The sequence below is a fragment of the Streptomyces sp. NPDC091376 genome (assembly GCF_044757085.1).
GTDB classification, from domain to species: Bacteria; Actinomycetota; Actinomycetes; order Streptomycetales; family Streptomycetaceae; genus Streptomyces; species Streptomyces pratisoli.
The window spans coordinates 1-17,626 of sequence record NZ_JBIVUF010000042.1 but is presented as its reverse complement, the minus strand read 5'-3'; the positions used below and the strand labels follow the sequence as shown (position 1 = coordinate 17,626).

The 17,626-nt window shown below is 65.9% G+C and carries 15 protein-coding genes and 2 pseudogenes; 9 read left to right on the top strand and 8 right to left on the bottom strand.

Annotated elements, in window-relative coordinates; genetic code table 11:
• The first annotated feature begins 290 nt into the window (after positions 1-290).
• The gene (locus ACIQMR_RS37655; protein WP_401397501.1) at positions 291-614 is read left to right on the top strand and encodes a transposase; all 324 of its coding nucleotides are present in this window, start codon (positions 291-293) and stop codon (positions 612-614) included.
• Positions 615-994: 380 nt separating this feature from the next.
• Positions 995-1,405: a transposase gene (locus ACIQMR_RS37650; protein ID WP_401397498.1), complete on the top strand. Its 411-nt coding sequence runs from the start codon at positions 995-997 to the stop codon at positions 1,403-1,405.
• Here the strand turns inward: ACIQMR_RS37650 and ACIQMR_RS37645 are convergent.
• Complete coding sequence (locus ACIQMR_RS37645) at positions 1,395-3,809, bottom strand: hypothetical protein (protein WP_401397496.1); 2,415 nt, start codon at positions 3,807-3,809, stop codon at positions 1,395-1,397. The genes ACIQMR_RS37650 and ACIQMR_RS37645 overlap by 11 nt on opposite strands.
• Before the next feature lie 167 nt (positions 3,810-3,976).
• On the opposite strand from ACIQMR_RS37645, the gene ACIQMR_RS37640 reads away from it, so the two are divergent.
• From ACIQMR_RS37640 to ACIQMR_RS37630, 3 genes and pseudogenes are all read left to right on the top strand, one after another.
• Entirely contained in the window at positions 3,977-4,372 is a 396-nt protein-coding gene (locus tag ACIQMR_RS37640; protein ID WP_401397493.1) for a hypothetical protein, read from the top strand.
• A gap of 56 nt (positions 4,373-4,428) precedes the next feature.
• Complete coding sequence (locus tag ACIQMR_RS37635) at positions 4,429-4,746, top strand: transposase family protein (RefSeq protein ID WP_401397504.1); 318 nt, start codon at positions 4,429-4,431, stop codon at positions 4,744-4,746.
• A 746-nt stretch (positions 4,747-5,492) separates the two neighbouring features.
• Positions 5,493-5,739, top strand: a pseudogene (locus tag ACIQMR_RS37630) (zinc ribbon domain-containing protein); the annotation flags it as partial.
• Positions 5,740-6,081: 342 nt separating this feature from the next.
• On the opposite strand, the gene ACIQMR_RS37625 reads toward ACIQMR_RS37630, so the two are convergent.
• Positions 6,082-6,708 (bottom strand): response regulator transcription factor, encoded by a 627-nt coding sequence (locus tag ACIQMR_RS37625; protein WP_362889619.1) that lies wholly within the window; start codon positions 6,706-6,708, stop codon positions 6,082-6,084.
• A gap of 178 nt (positions 6,709-6,886) precedes the next feature.
• Positions 6,887-7,285, bottom strand: coding sequence for a hypothetical protein (locus tag ACIQMR_RS37620; protein ID WP_401397490.1), 399 nt, complete (start codon positions 7,283-7,285; stop codon positions 6,887-6,889).
• A gap of 215 nt (positions 7,286-7,500) precedes the next feature.
• Between ACIQMR_RS37620 and ACIQMR_RS37615 the strand changes: the two genes are divergently transcribed.
• Positions 7,501-8,760, top strand: a complete 1,260-nt coding sequence (locus ACIQMR_RS37615) for a hypothetical protein (protein ID WP_401397487.1) — start codon at positions 7,501-7,503, stop codon at positions 8,758-8,760.
• Positions 8,761-8,818: 58 nt separating this feature from the next.
• Positions 8,819-9,229: a PAAR domain-containing protein gene (locus ACIQMR_RS37610; protein ID WP_401397484.1), complete on the top strand. Its 411-nt coding sequence runs from the start codon at positions 8,819-8,821 to the stop codon at positions 9,227-9,229.
• A 50-nt stretch (positions 9,230-9,279) separates the two neighbouring features.
• On the opposite strand, the gene ACIQMR_RS37605 is transcribed toward ACIQMR_RS37610, so the two are convergent.
• Genes ACIQMR_RS37605 through ACIQMR_RS37585 form a run of 5 tightly spaced genes read right to left on the bottom strand, consistent with a single transcriptional unit; the run spans position 9,280 to position 13,540 of the window.
• Positions 9,280-9,666 carry a roadblock/LC7 domain-containing protein gene (locus ACIQMR_RS37605; RefSeq protein WP_401397482.1) on the bottom strand — a complete coding sequence of 129 codons (387 nt, stop codon included), beginning with the start codon at positions 9,664-9,666 and terminating at the stop codon, positions 9,280-9,282.
• Positions 9,667-9,726: 60 nt separating this feature from the next.
• Positions 9,727-10,305 (bottom strand): GTP-binding protein, encoded by a 579-nt coding sequence (locus ACIQMR_RS37600; RefSeq protein WP_401397479.1) that lies wholly within the window; start codon positions 10,303-10,305, stop codon positions 9,727-9,729.
• Between the two features lie 21 nt (positions 10,306-10,326).
• Entirely contained in the window at positions 10,327-10,695 is a 369-nt protein-coding gene (locus ACIQMR_RS37595) for a DUF742 domain-containing protein (protein ID WP_401397476.1), read from the bottom strand.
• Positions 10,692-11,186, bottom strand: coding sequence for a roadblock/LC7 domain-containing protein (locus tag ACIQMR_RS37590; RefSeq protein ID WP_401397473.1), 495 nt, complete (start codon positions 11,184-11,186; stop codon positions 10,692-10,694). The genes ACIQMR_RS37595 and ACIQMR_RS37590 overlap by 4 nt, the downstream gene beginning before the upstream one ends.
• The gene (locus ACIQMR_RS37585) at positions 11,183-13,540 is read right to left on the bottom strand and encodes a nitrate- and nitrite sensing domain-containing protein (RefSeq protein ID WP_401397470.1); all 2,358 of its coding nucleotides are present in this window, start codon (positions 13,538-13,540) and stop codon (positions 11,183-11,185) included. Before ACIQMR_RS37585 ends, ACIQMR_RS37590 begins: the two co-directional genes overlap by 4 nt.
• A 1,062-nt stretch (positions 13,541-14,602) precedes the next feature.
• On the opposite strand from ACIQMR_RS37585, the gene ACIQMR_RS37580 reads away from it, so the two are divergent.
• The gene (locus ACIQMR_RS37580) at positions 14,603-16,957 is read left to right on the top strand and encodes a transglycosylase domain-containing protein (RefSeq protein ID WP_401397467.1); all 2,355 of its coding nucleotides are present in this window, start codon (positions 14,603-14,605) and stop codon (positions 16,955-16,957) included.
• Positions 16,958-17,040: 83 nt separating this feature from the next.
• Positions 17,041-17,626: pseudogene (locus ACIQMR_RS37575) on the top strand (hypothetical protein); the annotation flags it as partial.

Sequence of the window (17,626 nt, the reverse complement as noted above, 5' to 3'; positions counted from 1 at the left end):
CGTTGACGACCTCACGCAGGTCGGTGGTGGGTTCCCGGCCCTCGGCGCGGGCTGCCCGCCACTCCAGCAGTAACGGCTCGATCAACTCCCACTGGAGCTTGACTCTGTCGGGGATCTTGGAGCCTCCCGGTGCGCAGGGGTGATCGGTGGGCATGCTCGGGGTGTTCCGAGAGCCCATGCAGTTGTCGAGGTGTCCGTTGTCGCTCCGTCCTCGTTCCGGTGAGCAAGTCCCGCCTCTGACAGCGCAGATCGCGAGGGCGAGCAACCCGGGCGGTACGGCGGCGATGTGGGTGAGAGACCGCCTGGACGGGCTGTGGCGTGACGAGGAGCTGGCCACCGTCTGCGTGCTGGAGTTCGTGCTCGGCCTGTCGGACCGGCAGGCCGCCGAGGCGGTTCGCTGCCGCGTCGACTTCAAGTACGGGCTGGCCATGGAGCTGGACGATCCCGGCTTCCACCACAACGTGCTGGCCGACTTCCGCGACCGTCTCACCGAGGGCGGACCGCGCCGACCGCCTCCTCGGCCTCGCCCTGGCCCGCCTGAAGGAGGCCGGCCTGGTACGCGAGCGCACCACACAGCGCACCGACTCCGCCCAGGTCCTGGCCGCAGTCCGTGACCTGACCCGGCTGGAGATGGTCACCGAAGCGGTTCGCGCCGCGCTGGAGGAAGTCGCCGGCACCGCCGAAGGCTGGGGGCGCCGTTACGGCCGCACATCCGTCTGCACCGCCGCGGCCTGCTGCCCGCCGAGCACCTGGTCGACAGCGGCTACACCTCCCTGCCCCACCTGGCACAAACCGCACGTGACCACCAGGTCACCGTCTCCGGACCGCTCCGGGGCAACCCCACCCGCCAACACCGCCGGGTGAAGGCTTCGCCCGCGACGACTTTCCCATCGACTACGACCGGCCAGCAGGTCACCTGCCCCGAGGGGCAGGTCAGCCAGGGCTGGCACGGTCCCTACTCAACCTCGCTCGCCCACCGCAGCCCCCACTGATCGTGGCACGGCTCACCAAGAGCCAGTGCCACCCCTGCCCGGCCCGCGCCCAGTGCACCACCTCCCGCGAAAACCACTGCACCGTCGGCTTTCCCTCGCGAGAACTCCGTGACCTGCAACTCCGCGTCCGTGCCGAGCAACAGACACCCGAGTGGAAGACCCGCTACGCGGTCCGCTCCGGAGTCGAGGGAACAGTGGGGGAACAGTCAACGAGTTCACCCACGGACACGGCATGCGCCGCTGCGGCTACCGAGGCGAGGGCAAGGTCCACCTCCAACACGTCATGCTGCGGACAACTGGCGCAGACGCCACCAGGCAACAGCCCGACACAGCCACTACCGACGGCGGTCAGCCGACGAAGTCAGCGGATAAATCACGAACCGCACCGAATACTACACGCCCTTAAGCAGTGATCTTTGCTGCGAGGAACTTCATCTGCGATTTGGTCAGCTCCTTATCGTGGAAGAAATTCATGACCTTGACGATGTTCTCATAGGTATCTATATCCTCCAAAACGGAAGCGAGGATGCCAAATTGATTAGTCTCGAAATGCTTGATCATCTCGGCTATGATCTTTGGCTGGGGGAAGGTTAGCCTGTTGTTGGTGGCGCGGGCGAGCCGGACGAAATCCGCAAAAAGGCGGCCGATCTGCTGCCTCTCATTTTCGTCGACGGCATCCTTTCCGAGAATGCCGGCGATATCATCTCCATTTTTGCCGCGCATGGAACAGAATAGGATGAAATTCTCTGTTTGCGCCGGATTCATGTCCGCGACGGACGTAACCTGATTGGCGAGAGAATGGAGATCGCCCTTCTCGAGAGTTGGCAACTCGCTGGGGAGGTACTCCGCCATGGATTCACTTCTCAACACAGAGGCAATTCGTTTTCGATACTCCGCATTTTCCAGTTGGGCGTCTTCTTGTGTTGATCGCAAGGTCGTCAATATGTGTTTATAGAGAACCAGGGTTTTGTGTTCATTGATCATTGAGTAGAGTAACTGTCGCTGAGGCTCGGTAACGGTGAGATGGGGAAGGCCTTGCAAAAGGCTCTCCGGTGTGACTATCGAATCGCCACCCCGGACCAAATCATCGTAAATTTCCTTAAAACTCCTCCGGTAGCCATCCCAGTATTTTTCGACACGCCCTGCATTTATCGCCCTGCGGAAAGCGAAGAAGTGATTCCGCTGCTCATCCGCGGTGAAGGGGTCGTCTTTATCGAGACGGCTGATGAACTCCTGGCGGTCCACTTCGATTTTCTTGATTCGATAGTGGCAATAGGCCAGAAAGTGGTACCTCTCCTTGGAGTTGTGTTTCGCCCTTTCCTTGAATTCATCGAAATCAAGGCGGAGGTAGTCGTATGCTCTGCCCTCGCTGAAAAACTTACGGCCTCCCCATTGCCAGCTCTGCAAATCCTCTGGTATGCGATACCCTAGTTCAATCATTTTCTGCTCGTAGGATTTTACGAACTCCGGGTCGGACATGGGAACTAGCAGTTTGAAGGCTTCGCGGTAGAATTCGTAATATGGACCGAGGTGTTCGTTCAGGAATATATGATAGTTTTCATTCTGTATAAATCTGTCGAGATCCATCCTGTGGGTGCCGAAATTGGAGGCGCAGAACCTCAGGAAATTCTCCCTGTATCGACCCTTGAGTGAGTCGGCATTGGTCAGGCGTAGGTGTTGATAGTTCTCCTCTGTATAGAAGTTGGCCCATCCGCCCGTCGTGAGATCGTCAGGGAAGGGGTACTTGACGGTGATGCTGGAGAAGGAATCGAAAACATATTTCAAGCCCTCGATCCTTTCGCGCCCAAGCTCGGAGTCGGACATGTCGATCTTTGTGGGATCGTCAGGGGGGGTGTGCTCAACAGTGATGCTGGGCAAGGGGCCACCGAAAAAGGATCTTAGGCTATCGAGCTTTTCGTTTTCAGGCTCGGAGCTGGGCATGCCGATCTCCCGGACGTTCCCCGTCTCGGAATCGGAAATTTTTGGGCAGTGCTTTTCGAAAGCGGTGAGATACTCGCCCCACAGCTTCCCGACGTCCCGGGTGGGCCATGCGTCTGGGGCGTCGAGAAGAGCGATCTCATCGTATGACAGCGACGCGTTTCGGCGATAAAATGCGAGAAAGGGTTCCCTGAAATTCGGGTGAAGCTGCTGCACGTTCTCAAGGTGCAGCTTCCTCAGGAGATCCAAGGTTTCCTGGGTGTAAAGCTTCGTCCATTTGCCGCTCAAGTACGGTTGGTGGATCTCGAGATCGCGCTTGCTCTCATTTCGAATCTCCTGCAGAATGAAATCGTCATCTGCGTCATGCCGGAGTCTCTTGGAAAAATAATCGGAAAACCGATCGGATATTTGTTGCGTTCTCCCTGCGTTGAGGGCTGCGGACGTGGGTCCTTTCACGTCCAGGTGAACCCGGAGGGAGTCGGGCTTCTCCTCGGAGTGGCGAGGGACATTGAGGCCGGTCAATGCGGCAAGATCTTCATCTATTAGACGGCCGGTGTGTGCCGGTTTTAGAGGGCTGATGCGTGCGTGGAAGTAATCCAGATAATCATTGAAGATGGGTCGAAGATCTTCGGCGTGCTTCCTCGCCAGATCTACGAAGGCCTCTATGGGGTCGCGATGGATGGGGGAGAACTCCTCCTTGTCTTCTCCGGGTACATATTGGTAGTAAGTCAGGAAGTGCTGCAGGTATCTTTCGTCGAGGTTGATCAATTCTTCAGGGTTCGCTTGATATGAAGCCAGGATTTCGTAATTCGGAAACGTGTAGATGTGGTCCCAGCCTTGGAGAAAGTCGTGGGGGATAAACGAGTCGCTGCTTTCCATGTCGAATCATCCTCAGGGCTGAGAGTGTAGTTGCAATTCAAGCGCACCCCAGTTTAGTGGGGCATTTCTGCTTCCGAGTGGCATTAAGGTGTAGGCGAACGGGAAATTAGCCTCGATCTTTCAGGCGCGATCGCTGCCGATTGAGGCAGGGCTGATTCAAAGTCCTGATGATCATGAAGTGGGCTGGCCAGGGGAGGCTGAGGAAGTCCAGTGGCAGGGTGCGGGGCTGGTGGGAGCCTCGCGGCGGGCGGCAGCGGTGTGGGTTCGAGGGCTTCTTCGCGAAACGCGCGAGCCTGTTCGGCTGGGTTGAGCTGGGGCTGACGGCTCGAGCGTATCTGAAGGCGTTGCTGGGAACGGTCGAGCGGAAGAACTCCTGGCGGATCGCCGCGTGCATCGGGCGCGTGGCATCGGATCAGGTGAAGACCTTGCTGCGCAGGACGGCGTGGAATGCGGACGCACTGCCCGACGGAGTGCGGGTGTTCGTGGTCGAGCACCTCGGTGAACCCGATGCTGGGGCCGATCCTGGACGAGACAGGGTCTCAACGTGGTCACCGATTGGGTGACGAGACTGTGGCAGAACGGACGAGGCCCCTTGGGTGTTGAGACAGATGTCTGACGTCTGAACTCTGCACCTGAGGGGGCTCGTTCGATCGATCTGACCGCGGCCCGCCGCCACCGCATCGTCATCACCTGCCACCGGCTGGGTATCCCGGTCCTCGCCGACCTGGGCTACGGCGGAAACTTCGCCGTCCCCGTCCGGCGCCGCCCCGGCAAACAACTCACCGCCACCGAGAAGTCGCTGAACAAAGCCCATGCACGACTCCGCCACCCCGTCGAGCGGGGCATCGCCTCACTGAAGACATGGCGGATCTTCCGCCATGCTTCGTTGCAGTCCCACTTGGCTCACGTCAGCAGCCAAAGCCACCCTCACCCTTGAGAAGCGCCGCTGAAAAGGCTCACTGGGCCCACGCAGAACGGCCAGGCCGCGGTGCTCCTGGCGTACGCCACCAGCTACGGGTCTGCCCTCATCGCCTACGCCCTCTACCTCGGACACCACGGGGCCGGTAAGCGCCAGCGGTGCAAGGTGGCCGACGTGCGCGTGGACCGGGTCGAAGCCAGTGGTCACCCAACCTGAACTGGGAAGATGCCTGGAGGAACGGTAGACTGCGCGGTCTGCCCCCTTAGCTTGGGTGGCCGCCGACGCCGTCTACGGCCATGACCGGAACCTGTGTGCTGGACTCGAACGGCTCGGCAATGGCTATGTGAGGGTGGTGCCGCGCGATGAGACGGTCGACGCGAGCTGGCTCGGTTCGATGCGAGGTGACTTGCTCGTTGCCAGTTATCGACGGTTCTCGAGCAGCGCTCGTGCAGGAGGGCGCCAAGGGCGAGCGGCACGCCTGCGCAATGGCGCATTGGTCTTGGTCCTCTCGGCCGGGCCGGGCCGCAAGGGCTGGCAACACCTGCCCGACACTCCATCGGCGACACGGAAGAACGGCCCACTTCGCCGTATGCGCCGCCCGCACTGGCACAACGCTGCCGGCAGTGGTGCAGGTCGCGGGACTGCGCTGGGTGCCCGAAGGCCGTCTCGACACGGGGAAGGCGGACTGCCGCCTGGACCACTACGAGATGCGGCACTGTGAGCCCTGACGCCGCCACATCGCCCTGGCCATTGCCGCGCGTTCACGTACCGTGCACCTGATCCACCCCGCGCACACCACCATGGATTGCGCACAGTGCGGAGCGAGAGCCAAGCACACATCCCCCCGCTCTCCGGGAGAACGTATACCTGCTCCGCGTGCGCAGCGGTGTCCCCGAGGGACAAGAACTCCGCCCGCGTCATGTCCCCCACCGACCGGCTGGGAGGTACCCCCATGTCCGGGTTGGTCTCAACCCGGCTGGTGCTGATCTTGTAAGCCCTGCCAGTCGCTGAGGATCAGGCCAGGTGAGCGGTAAATCCCTTCCTTTCAGGGGGGGGGAGGAGCCAACAGACCGCCTGGCACATGCCCTCCGTCATCGTCGCTCAGTACTTGTGGGCGCAGAACCCACCAGAGCATCGAAGAACGGATCCACTACCCGCATCTATGGCAGCGCGCTCTCGAAGCTCGCCTGTAGTACTGGACGGAGGAACTCACCCAGCCAGTTGGGCGCTACGTTCCAAGCCCTGTCTTGTTGCCGGGCCAGGGCGACTGTGATTCTTCGATTTGGATGCGGATCTGGGAATGCTGGTGGGGGTGACGAACATGCTTCGTCACCCTCACCGGTCTGGGCAGGTTCAGATGAGGCCTTCGCGGATGGCGTAGGCGACGGCGTGTGGCCGGTTGCGCAGGTGGAACCTGTTGTTGATGGCGTGGAGTGTGTTTTTGACGGTACGTTCGGAGTAGGACAGCTTTTGGGCGATCTCCTGGGTGTCCAGGCCCTGGGAGACCAGGCGTAGGACGTCCGCCTCCCGCTCGGTGATGCCGGAGTATCGGAGCCCGCGTGGAGTCAGCACCTGGTTCTGGAGCCGGGAGACCTGCTTGAGGAGCCGTCCGACGAGGTCCGGAGGGACGACACCGGCGCCGCGGTCGACCGACGTGATGACCTGGACGAGTCCTTCGGGGGTGATGTCCTTGCGGCGTGCCAGGCCGCTAATGCCGGCCTCGGCAGCGGCGAGGACGCCTTCGTCCTCCACGGAGGAGGCCACGAGCACGATCCGGTCCAGGCCTTGTGCTCGGATGGACTTCACCAGGGAGATCGCGGCGTCGTCGACCTCGTCGACGACGAGCACGGCGACCGTCTCGGGCGCGGCCTCGTGGCGGTCGAGTACACGGATCTCCGGGCGCGCGCGCAGGGCGGCTGTTACGCCCATCTCCGATATGGAGTCCAGTGCTTGGACGGTGACTGGGATTCTGTTCGACATCAGGTTTCTTCCCCTCAGGGCAACGGATGCAGGTGCCGGGGTCTGGAGAAGTGGAGGTACGTGGGGGGTACGCCCGTTCACCGGCCCTGTTCCTTCATGCTGCCTCGCCGGACCTTAACGGGGGGCTATCTGCAGCCATGCGAAAGATTGTCCGTGCGGGGGCCCTATCGGGCTTGCGTCACATTTGGTGCTCCTGCGCGCCGATGACGACACGGACGGTGGAGGTGCCCTCCTCCAGGGAGACGCGGTAGTGGCAGACGCCGATGCGCTGGGTGCGCTTCTCGTCGTGCCAGCCGAATCCGGAGAAGCACAGCCACGAGTTCGCGGTTTGGTCCTTGTGGATCGTGGTGACGCCGGTGCCGTTCAGCAGGACGCTGCCGATCGAGCCGCCGCCCAGGTACTCGCGGAGTTCCACCTTGCACTCCAGCTCCCCGGTGCCGGTGCGCGGCGTGAAGCAGAAGGTGAGCATGTCCGCTTCGAAGTCGACAAGCCCTTCACGGATTTCGTTGCAGGTGATGTCGAACTCGAAGTTGTCGTTGCTCGTCCACCCCGACGGCGGCTCATGGCGTATGTCCATGGAGCAAGTATCCCTGTGGGACGTACGATTTGGCAGGAGGCCGGAAGGGCAGGAGATGTGCCCCGCCGTCTGCCCACTGGCCGATACTGGGCTTCCATGCCGTCACGGATAGTTCGTTCATGGGAGTTATCGCATCGCTCGATGAGCAGACAGTCGCAGTGGAACCGGGTGGCACCGCCACCTGCTCGGTGAGGATTCACAACACCGGTCAGACCGTGGACAGTTTCACACTGGACGTGCTGGGCGAGACCGCCGAGTGGACCACGGTGGAGCCCTCCAGTATCAACGTCTTCCCCGGAGATGACGCGCGGGCGACGCTGACGTTCGCGCCGCCACGGTCCGCGGAGGTGACCAGCGGCGGCAAAGCGTTCGCCCTGCGGGTGATGGCCCGGGAGGACACCGAAGGGTCGGTGGTCCAGGAAGGGACCGTCGAGGTCGGCACCTACACGGAGGTCGCCGGCGAGCTGGTGCCCCGCACGATGCGTGGGGCCCGGGTCGCCCGTACCAAGGTGGCGGTCGACAACCTGGGCAACGGACCCGTCACGGTCCAGCTCATGGGCAGTGACGAAAGCGGTGACCTGGCCTTCCAGTTCGTCCCTCCCAAGATCACGATTGAGGCGGGGACCACACGGCTGGTCCCGCTGCGTGTGCGGATGAAGCGGCGCTTCATGACCGGGCAGCCGAAGACGCTGCCGATGGAAGTCACCGTTCTCGCCGCGGACGGCAGCCGTACGCAGATTCCCGGTGTGGTCGTCCAACCGCCGCTGCTGCCTCGCTGGCTGCCCAAGGCGGCCACGTTCGCCACGGCCGGGCTGGTCCTGGCACTGGTCATCGGCCCCACCATCCTCAACGCCGCGCCCAAGTCCAGCGCCGCCGAGGGCACGGTGTCGGAGGATGCCGGCGGCGCCACCGGTGGCGGAGAGACCGGGGACAAGGACGGTGAGGGGGCGAAGGAAGGCGAGGGTGACAAGCCCGGAGAGGGCACCGCGAGCCCCTCGGATGCGCCCGACGGCTCCACCGGGGGTTCGGAGGGCGGCAGCTCCGGGGGCACCTCCGGGGGAGGCGGCGATACCGGCAAGCAGAAGATCAGCGGCTCGGGCGGGGGGGCCGCCGAGGCCGCCGTCACGATCGACTCGCTCACCTTCCGGCTGGAGTCGGCGGTCAAGCCGGCCGACAAGGGCCCGTTCACGAGCTACTCCCGCAAGGTGGAGGAGGGCCAGACGATCAGCATCAGCGACATCGTCCTGGAGAACGCGCCCGGTTCCAAGGGAACATTGGAGATCCGCAAGAACAGCGAACCGCTGCTGCGCTATGACCTCGGTCGCCTCCAGCGCGACGCTGCTCACTGGCTGGAACCCATCGTGTTCGAAGCGGGTGACCGGATCGTGCTTGCCGTCCGTTGCACTGAGAGCGACGGCGACACCTGCGCGCCGGCCGCGCTGTTCTCGGGACGCGTCATCACCCGCGAGAGCTGAGACCCGTGCCCGTTCCCTGCGCCTGCCTGGGCCGCGCACTGTACGCAAGGGGTCACTGATGCCTTCCGCTCTCGCCGCGCGCATGGGCGACAAAGTCGTCGGTACCGACCGGCACATCGTGCTCATGCCCGCCCCTCCCGGTCCTCCGGTGCCCACCCTGCTGCCGTTCCCTTTCCAGGCCACCATTGCCGGCGGCTGCTGCCCCAAGGTCCTCATCGGAGGGATGCCCGCGGCGACAGTATCCAGCACGGTGACCATCGCACCCCCGCACATCCCTCCGCCGACCGCGCCGTTCCAGATACCTCCCACCCACACCGGCACCGTCCTCGCCGGCAGCGCATCGGTGCTCATCGGAGGTAAGCCGGCCGCGCGGGCCGGTGACTCGGTCCAGACCTGCAGCGATCCTGCTCCCGCCCCCAACGGGCGGATCCAGCCGCCGATGAAAAACCACAGCGTGAAGATCGCCTGACGGTCGCACGACGGCTCCCGCCGCGGGTCACCCCGCGGCGGGATCAGTGGTTACGGATGACGTCCGGGCGTGACCACGCTCTGCGCGTACGCCGACAGCTCGTAGCTGACCGAGCCGACGTCGCAGCCGTCCGCCGCGATGGCGGCGAGGGCGCCGCCTTGGGGTATCCGCGTGACGAAGAGGATCCCTCGATCCATCTCCACCATCGTCTGCAGCACGGTGCCGCCGCCGAACAGGGCGCACGCCCCGCCGCCGAGGCTGACAAGCCCGGTGGCCAGAGCGGCCAGTTGGTCGGCTCGGTCACGGGGGAGGCCGGCCGAGGAGGCAAGCAGCAGCCCGTCCGCCGAGGCGAGCACCGCTTCTTGCACCGACGCGGCGTCGATGAATTCCTCGAACGCCGTCTGCGTGTCTGTCTCACTGTGCGTCGCGCCGTTCATGAAAGTTTTCCTAGCGTTCGATGCGTGATGTCACGGACTCTTCCCGCGCGTTCGCGGCTCTCACCGCACTGCCGCGGCGGTGCGGGCTCGTAGTGCCTGCCGGACGGTCTCGGCCAGCGTCTCCCGCACGTCCGGGCGCTCACGAGCGTCGGCGTACAGCACCGGCACCGAGGCATCCACGCCCAGCGCGGCGCGTACCTGGTCGGGGGAGTGGGGCCGCTCACCCCCGAAGGGGTTGAGCGCCACGACGTAGGGCAGTCCGCAGTTCTCGAAGTAGTCGACGGCCGCGAAGGAGTCCGCCAGACGGTGGGCATCGGCGATGACCACGCCGCCCACGGCGCCCCGGACCAGGTCGTCCCACATGAACCAGAAGCGGTCCTGGCCGGGTGTTCCGAAGAGGAACAGCACCAAGTCGTCGTCGATGGTGATGCGACCGAAGTCCATCGCGACGGTCGTGGTCTGCTTGCCCGGCGTGTGGGCCAGGGCGTCCACGCTCTCGGCCGCCTCGGTCATGACCGCCTCGGTCCGCAGCGGCGGGATCTCCGAAATCGATCCCACGAACGTGGTCTTGCCGGCCCCGAAACCGCCGGCAATGACGATCTTGGCGCTGGTGACCAGGCGTGTGCCGGTGTTGTTCACGATTCGCTCCCTCAACCCGCGTCAGATCCGGTTCAGTCCGTGCAGCACCCGCTCCAGCAAGGCGGCCGGAGCGTTGCCTTCCAGGGCCTCGTGCACATACAGCAGGCCGCTGTCCGCCAGGTCGGACACCAGCACGCGGGTCACTCCGAACGGCATCTGCAGCAGTCCGGAAATCTCCGCCAGTGACCGAGGCTCCAGGCACAGCCGACAAATGGCGTCGTGCTCCGGCAGGACGGACCCGCAGCCGGGGTTCCCGCCCTGGGTCTGCACCATCGTCTCCAGCCGCAGAGGCCGGCTGGCATGGGTGCGGCCACGCGTCAGGGTGTAGGGGCGCGGCCCGATGCCCTCATCCTGCATTGGGGGCCACCGCGTTCCCAGGAAGCCGCTCACGGGCCCGCCTCCAGTCCCTCGTGGCCCCGCGGCAGCGGGGGGACGGACCCGAAGGTGTGCGTGCTCCCGCGCTCGGCGGGCGTCAGGACAGCTCCGCACTGCTGTGCGAGCCGCGCCATGTGGTAGCCGGCCAGGCCCAGATCGCAGTCCGGTGCCATCAGGACCGCCAGCAGCGCCCCGCGGGAGATCGCCATCACCACCAGGGTGCCGTTCGCCATCTCCACCACGGTCCTGCCGACACCTCCCCTGCCCAGCATCCGTGCCCCGCCGCCGCTCAGGGCGACGATTCCGCTGCTGACAGCCGCGAGCTGCTCCGCCTCGCCGGGTATGCGCGCCGAGGAAGCCAGCAGGATCCCGTCGGAGGAGACCACCGCCGCAGAGCGGATCCCCGCCATGAGCCCGGTGAAGCGGGTGACGATCCAGTCCAGCCCGCCGTCTTCACCAGCGCCGGGCGGCCGTGCCGTACCTTCGCTCAGGTTGGTCCCGTTCATGCGTTCTCGCCTTCCCGCCACTGCCGGACGTCGCCGCGGGCGTAGTCCTTCTCGCCGCCGGCCCGCGCGATTCCCCGCTGCAGCGCGCCGAGCCGGCTCCGCAGTCGTTCGGGAGCCTCGGCAGCCGGCGGAGCGGAGCCACGCTCCGCGGTCGCCGGGCCGACCGGTTCGCCGGGTGCAGCGTCCCTCAAGGCGCTCTCCCCGGGCTCGGGGATGCTGCCGGGACGCAGGTTGGCCATCGGTACCCGGCGGGGGAGCCCGGAGGGTTCCTCATGCGACGGTTCGCCGGTTCCGCCCGATTCCGCGGCGGGCAGCGCCGCGACGGGCCCGTCGGTGGCCTCCGCCTCGTGGGGGAGGGCCTCCCGCGACGGCGCCGTGAGCGCGGCGGCCTCGTCGCCGTCCGCGTTCGGCGGCGATCCCGCCCCCGGGTACTCCTCGCCTCGGGCGGGCAGAGCGTGGGAACGGGCCGCAGACCGCCCAGACTGCCCGGCGCGCAGGTCGGCCGTGTCGGTTTCGAGGTCCGACCAGGAGTCCTGCTCGCACAGCTCAGCAGGCAGGATGACCATCGCCGACGTGCCCGGCGCGGCGGTCCGCAGCGAGACCTCAACACCGTGCCGACGGGCCAACAGCCCCACCACATACAGGCCCATGTGCTCCGAGGCATCGGGCGCCAGCGCCTCCCGCTGGGCGAAGTGGCCGTTGGCAAGCTCCAGCTTGCGGGCGTCCATACCGATACCGAAATCGCGGATCTCCACCAGCACACGGCCGTCCGGCAGCTTCTGGGAACTGACCTGGACCTCGTTTTGGGGGCTGGAGAACATCAGCGCGTTCTCCAGCAACTCGGAGATCAGGTGAGCGATGTCGCTGACCGCGTAACCGGCCACCTGCACCGGCGGAAGCGCGAAGTGGGACACCCGCTCGAACTGCTCCACCTCCGACATCGCCGTGCGCAGGACGTCCAGCAAAGGCATCGGCCGCGCCACCCGCGACGAGCTGCTGCCGCCGGCCAGCACCAGCAGGTTCTCGCTGTTGCGACGCATCCGCGTAGCCAGATGATCCAGCTCGAACAGCCGCTTGAGCTGCGCGCCGTCCTCCTCGTTCTGCTCCAGAGCGGTCAGGATCAGCAGCTGACGCTGCACCAGCGTCTGGTTGCGGTGCGAGAGATTGCGGAATAGCGTGCTCACTGCCTCCCGCAGCTGCGCCTGGTCGCCCGCCAACCGAACTGCCTCGCGGTGCACCGCGTCAAAGGCCTGCGCCACCTCACCGATCTCGTCCCCGGTGGTGACCGGGTTCGCGGGCACCGTCAGGTCGATGTCGGCCACACGGCTGCTCTGCAGATCACGCATCAGCCGAGGCAGCCGGACCTCGGCCACGTCGGTTGCTGAGTCCCGCAGCTGCGACAGACCGCGAGAGATGCTCCGCGACACAGCGAACGCCAGCGCCAGCGCCGCCACCAGCAGCGCCGCGGTGATCGCCGCGTCCAGCCGTGCCTGCCAGACGGCATCGTCGTACTGCGTCTCACTGCTGTTCACCAACTCGGTGGAGAAGTGCAGTGCCAGCTTGTCCAGTTGGGTCACCCGTGTTCCGAAGTCCTCGTACCAGGACGCGGGCAGAGCCGAAGCCTGCGACAGGTCCTCCGGCGCCGCCAGCAGCGCCTGCAGAGCCTTCTCCGCGTTGGCGGCGTGGGGAGACGAAGCCACCTTCTGATAGGCACCCAGGTTCGCCTTGTCGGCGGACATCGCGAACTCGCGCTGAGCCATGTCACGGATCTTCATTGTCGCCAGCAGGGCCGCCCGCTGAGGAGCCGAGAGCGTGCCCGAAGCCACCGCCTGAGATGCCAATGCCCGCTCGCTGGAGAGCATCGACGTGCTCAACGAGAGCGTGTACAGGGCCCAGCCGTGCGAGGACTCGTGGTTGAGCTGACCGTCGAGCTCGTTGTCGATCCCGAGCAACGACATGATCATCTGCAGGTAGGCGGTGTCCGCCTCCGGCCCCGTCAGTCCGTGGTCGACCGCGGTGCGAATCTTGGGAAGCTCGGAGAAGGCCTGGTCGACCCCGCCCAGACGCGTGCTCAGACGATCACTCGGGGACAAGGACTCACCCTCGTGACGGAAGCGCCGCTCGAGCTCCGAGGTGTGCTGGCGAATCCGCGCCAGCCCCTCGGCTCCAACCGCGTCACGCGCCGCAGGGTCCACCGCCACGTCACGCTCGCGCTGCAACTGCTGGACCAGTTCCGTACCGGTATGGGACAGCGCGGCCACCTGATGGAACTGCTCATACCGCTCCGCGTCGGACAGCGAGTCATTGACCCGCAGGCCCCCCAACACGCTCGCCGCCAGCAGTGGGATCGCCATTACAGCGCACAGGCGAGCGCGCACCCGCATGTCCCTCAGCCGCAGACGCCCAAACGGCGATCGGCGCCGGCCCTCCCTCGGCGGCGCGTCCTCCGCAACGGCCGTCTCGACCACGCGTTCACTCTTCGTCTGCCGGGAAGGGGCGGTCTTGGTACGACGCCGGGACCTACGGTCGTTTTCCGCGCGCATGAATCAGTCACTTTCGCTGTTCAAAGCCCCAAGACACCCGACCGGCGTGTCCGAGGCGGAGAAGTCCCCACCACGGGCGGGGACAAGGACACCGCGACCCGCCCACGTGTCCAAGGCGAGTACCTGACGGGCGAGGGCCGCTTGATCGACATTAAGGCCGCCACGGGCGCCAGCAGGTCGGCCGATTGCCCGACCAGCCGGGGGAGAGCGACATCCCCTCTCCGGCGATGCCGTCAGGCGAACCGGACCCTGCCGCACCCTTGACGGAACCCTGACCTGCCCCCGCGACTGCCCCATGAACCGCCTCTACGCGCCCCCTGCGGGACGCCCTGCACGAGCCTCCACCCCCTCCAAGCCGCGCGCCACCCGCCACCGGCTTCTCAGCACCCACGCCCTCGCCCGGGTGCAGCGACGCACAACAGCGGGCCGGCACCTGCTCCCGGCGGCACCGTGACCATGAGCCGTCCCCGTCCGCGTGAGCAAAACACCTCACGACCCCGGTACGTACTCCGGACACACCGACGCTGCAGGGACATAAGCAGACGCCGCAGGGGCATAGGCAGACGCCGCGGGGACGTGGTGAACAGGCACGGCGTACACGCGGTCCGCCCCGGGCCAGTAGAGACCGAACGCCTCCCACTCGGCCCTGAGCTCGTCATACACCGGTGTGGACTCCACGGCCGCCCGCGCGGCGTAGCCGTAGCCATAGGCCGGCGGATCGGTAGAAGGCGTCGGAATCATCGCAGGTCCTTTCAACGGGGCTGATGCCTGACATTCCCTCCTTGCTGCTCTCCTGTACAGCACCCCGTCTTTACAATTCCCATATCTTGCAGTTAATGCTCCTCTAGGCTGCCTCTCCCTATCTTCGCGGCCATGCGTGCACACCATGACCGAGACCTCCGCCCGGACGCTTCCTCGATGCCCCCGGGCTCCGAGGCGACCGACCGTCCGGCGCGGGCGGGCCGGTTCGGCGTGCGCCCGAACAAGCCGAAGAAGACCGGCTGGCGCCGTCTGGTGCCACGCCCCCGTACGGCGCTGCTGTCGGTCCTGTGCGCCCTTGTGCTGCTCATGGCGGCGCTCATCGCCGGCTACTTATGGGTGGACATCCCCGACCCGAACAAGCAGGCCAAGCAGCAGAGCAACGTCTGGCTCTACGCGGACGGGACCGAAATCGGCCGCTCGGGCGCGGTGCACCGCAACAATGTGAAGATCGACCAAATCTCCCTCGCTGCGCAGCGCGCGACTCTCGCGGCGGAGCACCGAAACTTCTACAAAGACCCCGCGATCTCCGTGATGGGAATCTCCCGCGCTCTTTTCAACAATGTCAAGGGGGGTGCGACCCAGGGCGGGTCGACCATTACCCAGCAGTACGTGAAGAACTACTACCTGAATCAGGACGTGTCCTTCGCCCGGAAATTCAACGAGCTCTTCATCTCTTTGAAAATCGACAAGAAATTGTCAAAGGACGAGATCCTCGCGGGCTACCTCAACACCAGCTACTACGGCCGCGGGGCCTACGGCATCGAGGCGGCCGCCCAGAGCTACTTCGGCACAGACGCCAAGAACCTGACCGCCTCCCAGGGCGCCTACCTGGCCACCCTGCTCAACGCACCCGGCCTCTACGACGTCAAGCAGAACCCCAAGTACCGGGACAAGGCCGTCGCACGCTGGAACTACGTCATGGACGGCATGCGGACCATGGACTGGCTGACGCCCGCCGAACGCGCCTCGGCGGTCTTCCCCGAGCCGCTCGACCCCAAGCCGTCCAAGGGCATGTCGGGCCAGAACGGCTACCTCATCCACGCCGCCCGCCAATACCTCATCTCCAGCGGAACCGTCACCGAGGCCCAGCTCGACGCCGGCGGCTGGCAGATCACCACCACCCTCGACAAGAACAAGCAGCAGGACCTCGTCAAGGCCGTCGACAACCAGCTGCGCTCCCAACTGCGGCCCGAAATCCGCGCCGCCGACCGCGACGCGCGCGTGGGAGCCGCCTCCGTCGAGAACGGAACCGGCAAGGTCGTGGCCCTCTACGGAGGCCCCGACTACGTCAAACAATTCATCAACGACGCCACACGACGCGACATCCAAGCCGGCTCCACATTCAAGGCCTTCGCGCTCGCCGCCGCACTGGAGAACAAGGCGACCGACACCAAGGGACGGCGTATCACGCCCGACTCCATCTACAACGGCAACAACGGGTACCGCGCCACCAACGGCTACGCCCCCGGCAACCAGGGCGGCGTCAGCTACGGCGACATCTCCCTACGCACCGCGATGGCCCGCTCCGTCAACACCGTCTTCGCCCAGCTCGCCCAGGACGCAGGCCTGCCCGCGGTACGCGACGCCGCCGTGGCCGCGGGACTGAACAAGGACACCCCCGACCTCTCCACCTATCCCTCCCTGCCCCTGGGCGTCGCCACCCCCAGCGCCCTGGACATGGCAAGCGCCTACGCCACCTTCGCCGACCACGGCACCCACCACAGCACCCGACTGGTCACCTCGCTCAACCGAGCGGGCGACGAGCACCCACTCCCCAGCGCCGAAAAGACCCGCGCCTTCAGTGACCGCACCGCGGACACCGTCACCGACGTCCTGCGCAGCACAGTGGACTCCCCGGCCGGCACCGCCAGCGCCGCGCGAGCCCTCGGCCGCCCCGCCGCTGGCAAGACCGGCACCACGAACGAGAAGAAGTCGGTCTGGTTCGTCGGCTACACCCCGCAGCTGACCACCGCCGTCACCGTCTTCCGCGAAGACCCCGACAGCCACGCCCGCCTGAGCGTCAACGGACTCGGCGGGAACGCCACCGTCGGCGGCGGCACCTTCCCCGCCAAGATCTGGACCGCCTACACCAAAGCAGCCCTCTCCGGCACACCCGTGGAGTACTTCTCAACCCCCCACGGCACCGACACCGGCAAGAGCGGGAAACCGGGCGGCTCCGACCTCGGCAAGGACAACCCCCGCGACGACGCCACGCCAACCCCCACCCACGAACCGACGCCGCCCTCCTCTCCCGCCCCCTCCACCACCCCGCCGGCACCGAGCCCCGAGCCGACCCGCACTCCGCACGAGCCCGGCGGGCCCGGTGGCCCCGGCGCGGACGACCCGCCACGCGGCGAGGAACCCGAAGACGAGCCCGCCGTCCCGTCCAAGCCGCCCGCCACCGAACCGACGGACCGGGACACCCCGCGGTCCAAGCCGCCCTGGCCCTGGAAACCCACGAACTGACCTCCAGCCGCCCCGGGCAGCCCCAGCCCTGCGCCTCTTCCCGGGAAAGCGGTTCCAACAGCACCTGAAAAGGGATGAATCGCATGAGTGGAAACAGGCACCGCAGATCAAGGAAACCGATAGTCGTGGCCGCGTGCGCGGTCTCGGCGATGCTGTCCGCGCTGGTACTCCAGCACGCCAGCGCCGGAACCAGCGAGCCCTCGACGACCACCCCGAAACCCACCCTCGTCAACGGCGGCTTCGAGCAGCCCCAGCAGACGACGAGCGGCTGGGTCGAGGGGAAGCACGTACCGGGGTGGAAAGCCCTTGACGGGTGGGTCGGTATCGGCGTCGGCCCCGACACCTCGCCCGAAGGGAAACAGTACGGCGCTCTCTACCCGCGAAGCCCCTTGACGCAGGAGGTGGCGACGACCCCCGGCGAGGAAATGGTCTGGCGCCTGAAACACTCCGGAGTCCCCGGCGACAAGCCCGCCGTCATGTGGCTCTCCATCGCCGACGCCGCCTCAGCCACCGAGAGATATCAACAGCCCGCGAACGGGGACGACAAGTATCCCCTCGACATCGCCGACGGCGACAAGTGGGGGGAGTGGTACGGGATCTACCAAGTCCCCACCGGACAGACGTCCACCCGAGTCTCCCTCTTCGCGAAATACGGTCAGAACAATGTGG

Excerpts from the sequence above, each read along its gene's own strand:
- ACIQMR_RS37585 (WP_401397470.1), bottom strand. The coding sequence starts at position 13,540 with ATGGCGATCCCACTGCTGGCGGCGAGCGTGTTGGGGGGCCTGCGGGTC.
- ACIQMR_RS37605 (WP_401397482.1), bottom strand. The coding sequence starts at position 9,666 with ATGAACGGCGCGACGCACAGTGAGACAGACACGCAGACGGCGTTCGAG.
- ACIQMR_RS37620 (WP_401397490.1), bottom strand. The coding sequence starts at position 7,285 with ATGGACATACGCCATGAGCCGCCGTCGGGGTGGACGAGCAACGACAAC.
- ACIQMR_RS37625 (WP_362889619.1), bottom strand. The coding sequence starts at position 6,708 with ATGTCGAACAGAATCCCAGTCACCGTCCAAGCACTGGACTCCATATCG.
- ACIQMR_RS37590 (WP_401397473.1), bottom strand. The coding sequence starts at position 11,186 with ATGAACGGGACCAACCTGAGCGAAGGTACGGCACGGCCGCCCGGCGCT.
- ACIQMR_RS37645 (WP_401397496.1), bottom strand. The coding sequence starts at position 3,809 with ATGGAAAGCAGCGACTCGTTTATCCCCCACGACTTTCTCCAAGGCTGG.
- ACIQMR_RS37580 (WP_401397467.1), top strand. The coding sequence starts at position 14,603 with ATGCGTGCACACCATGACCGAGACCTCCGCCCGGACGCTTCCTCGATG.
- ACIQMR_RS37640 (WP_401397493.1), top strand. The coding sequence starts at position 3,977 with ATGATCATGAAGTGGGCTGGCCAGGGGAGGCTGAGGAAGTCCAGTGGC.
- ACIQMR_RS37610 (WP_401397484.1), top strand. The coding sequence starts at position 8,819 with ATGCCTTCCGCTCTCGCCGCGCGCATGGGCGACAAAGTCGTCGGTACC.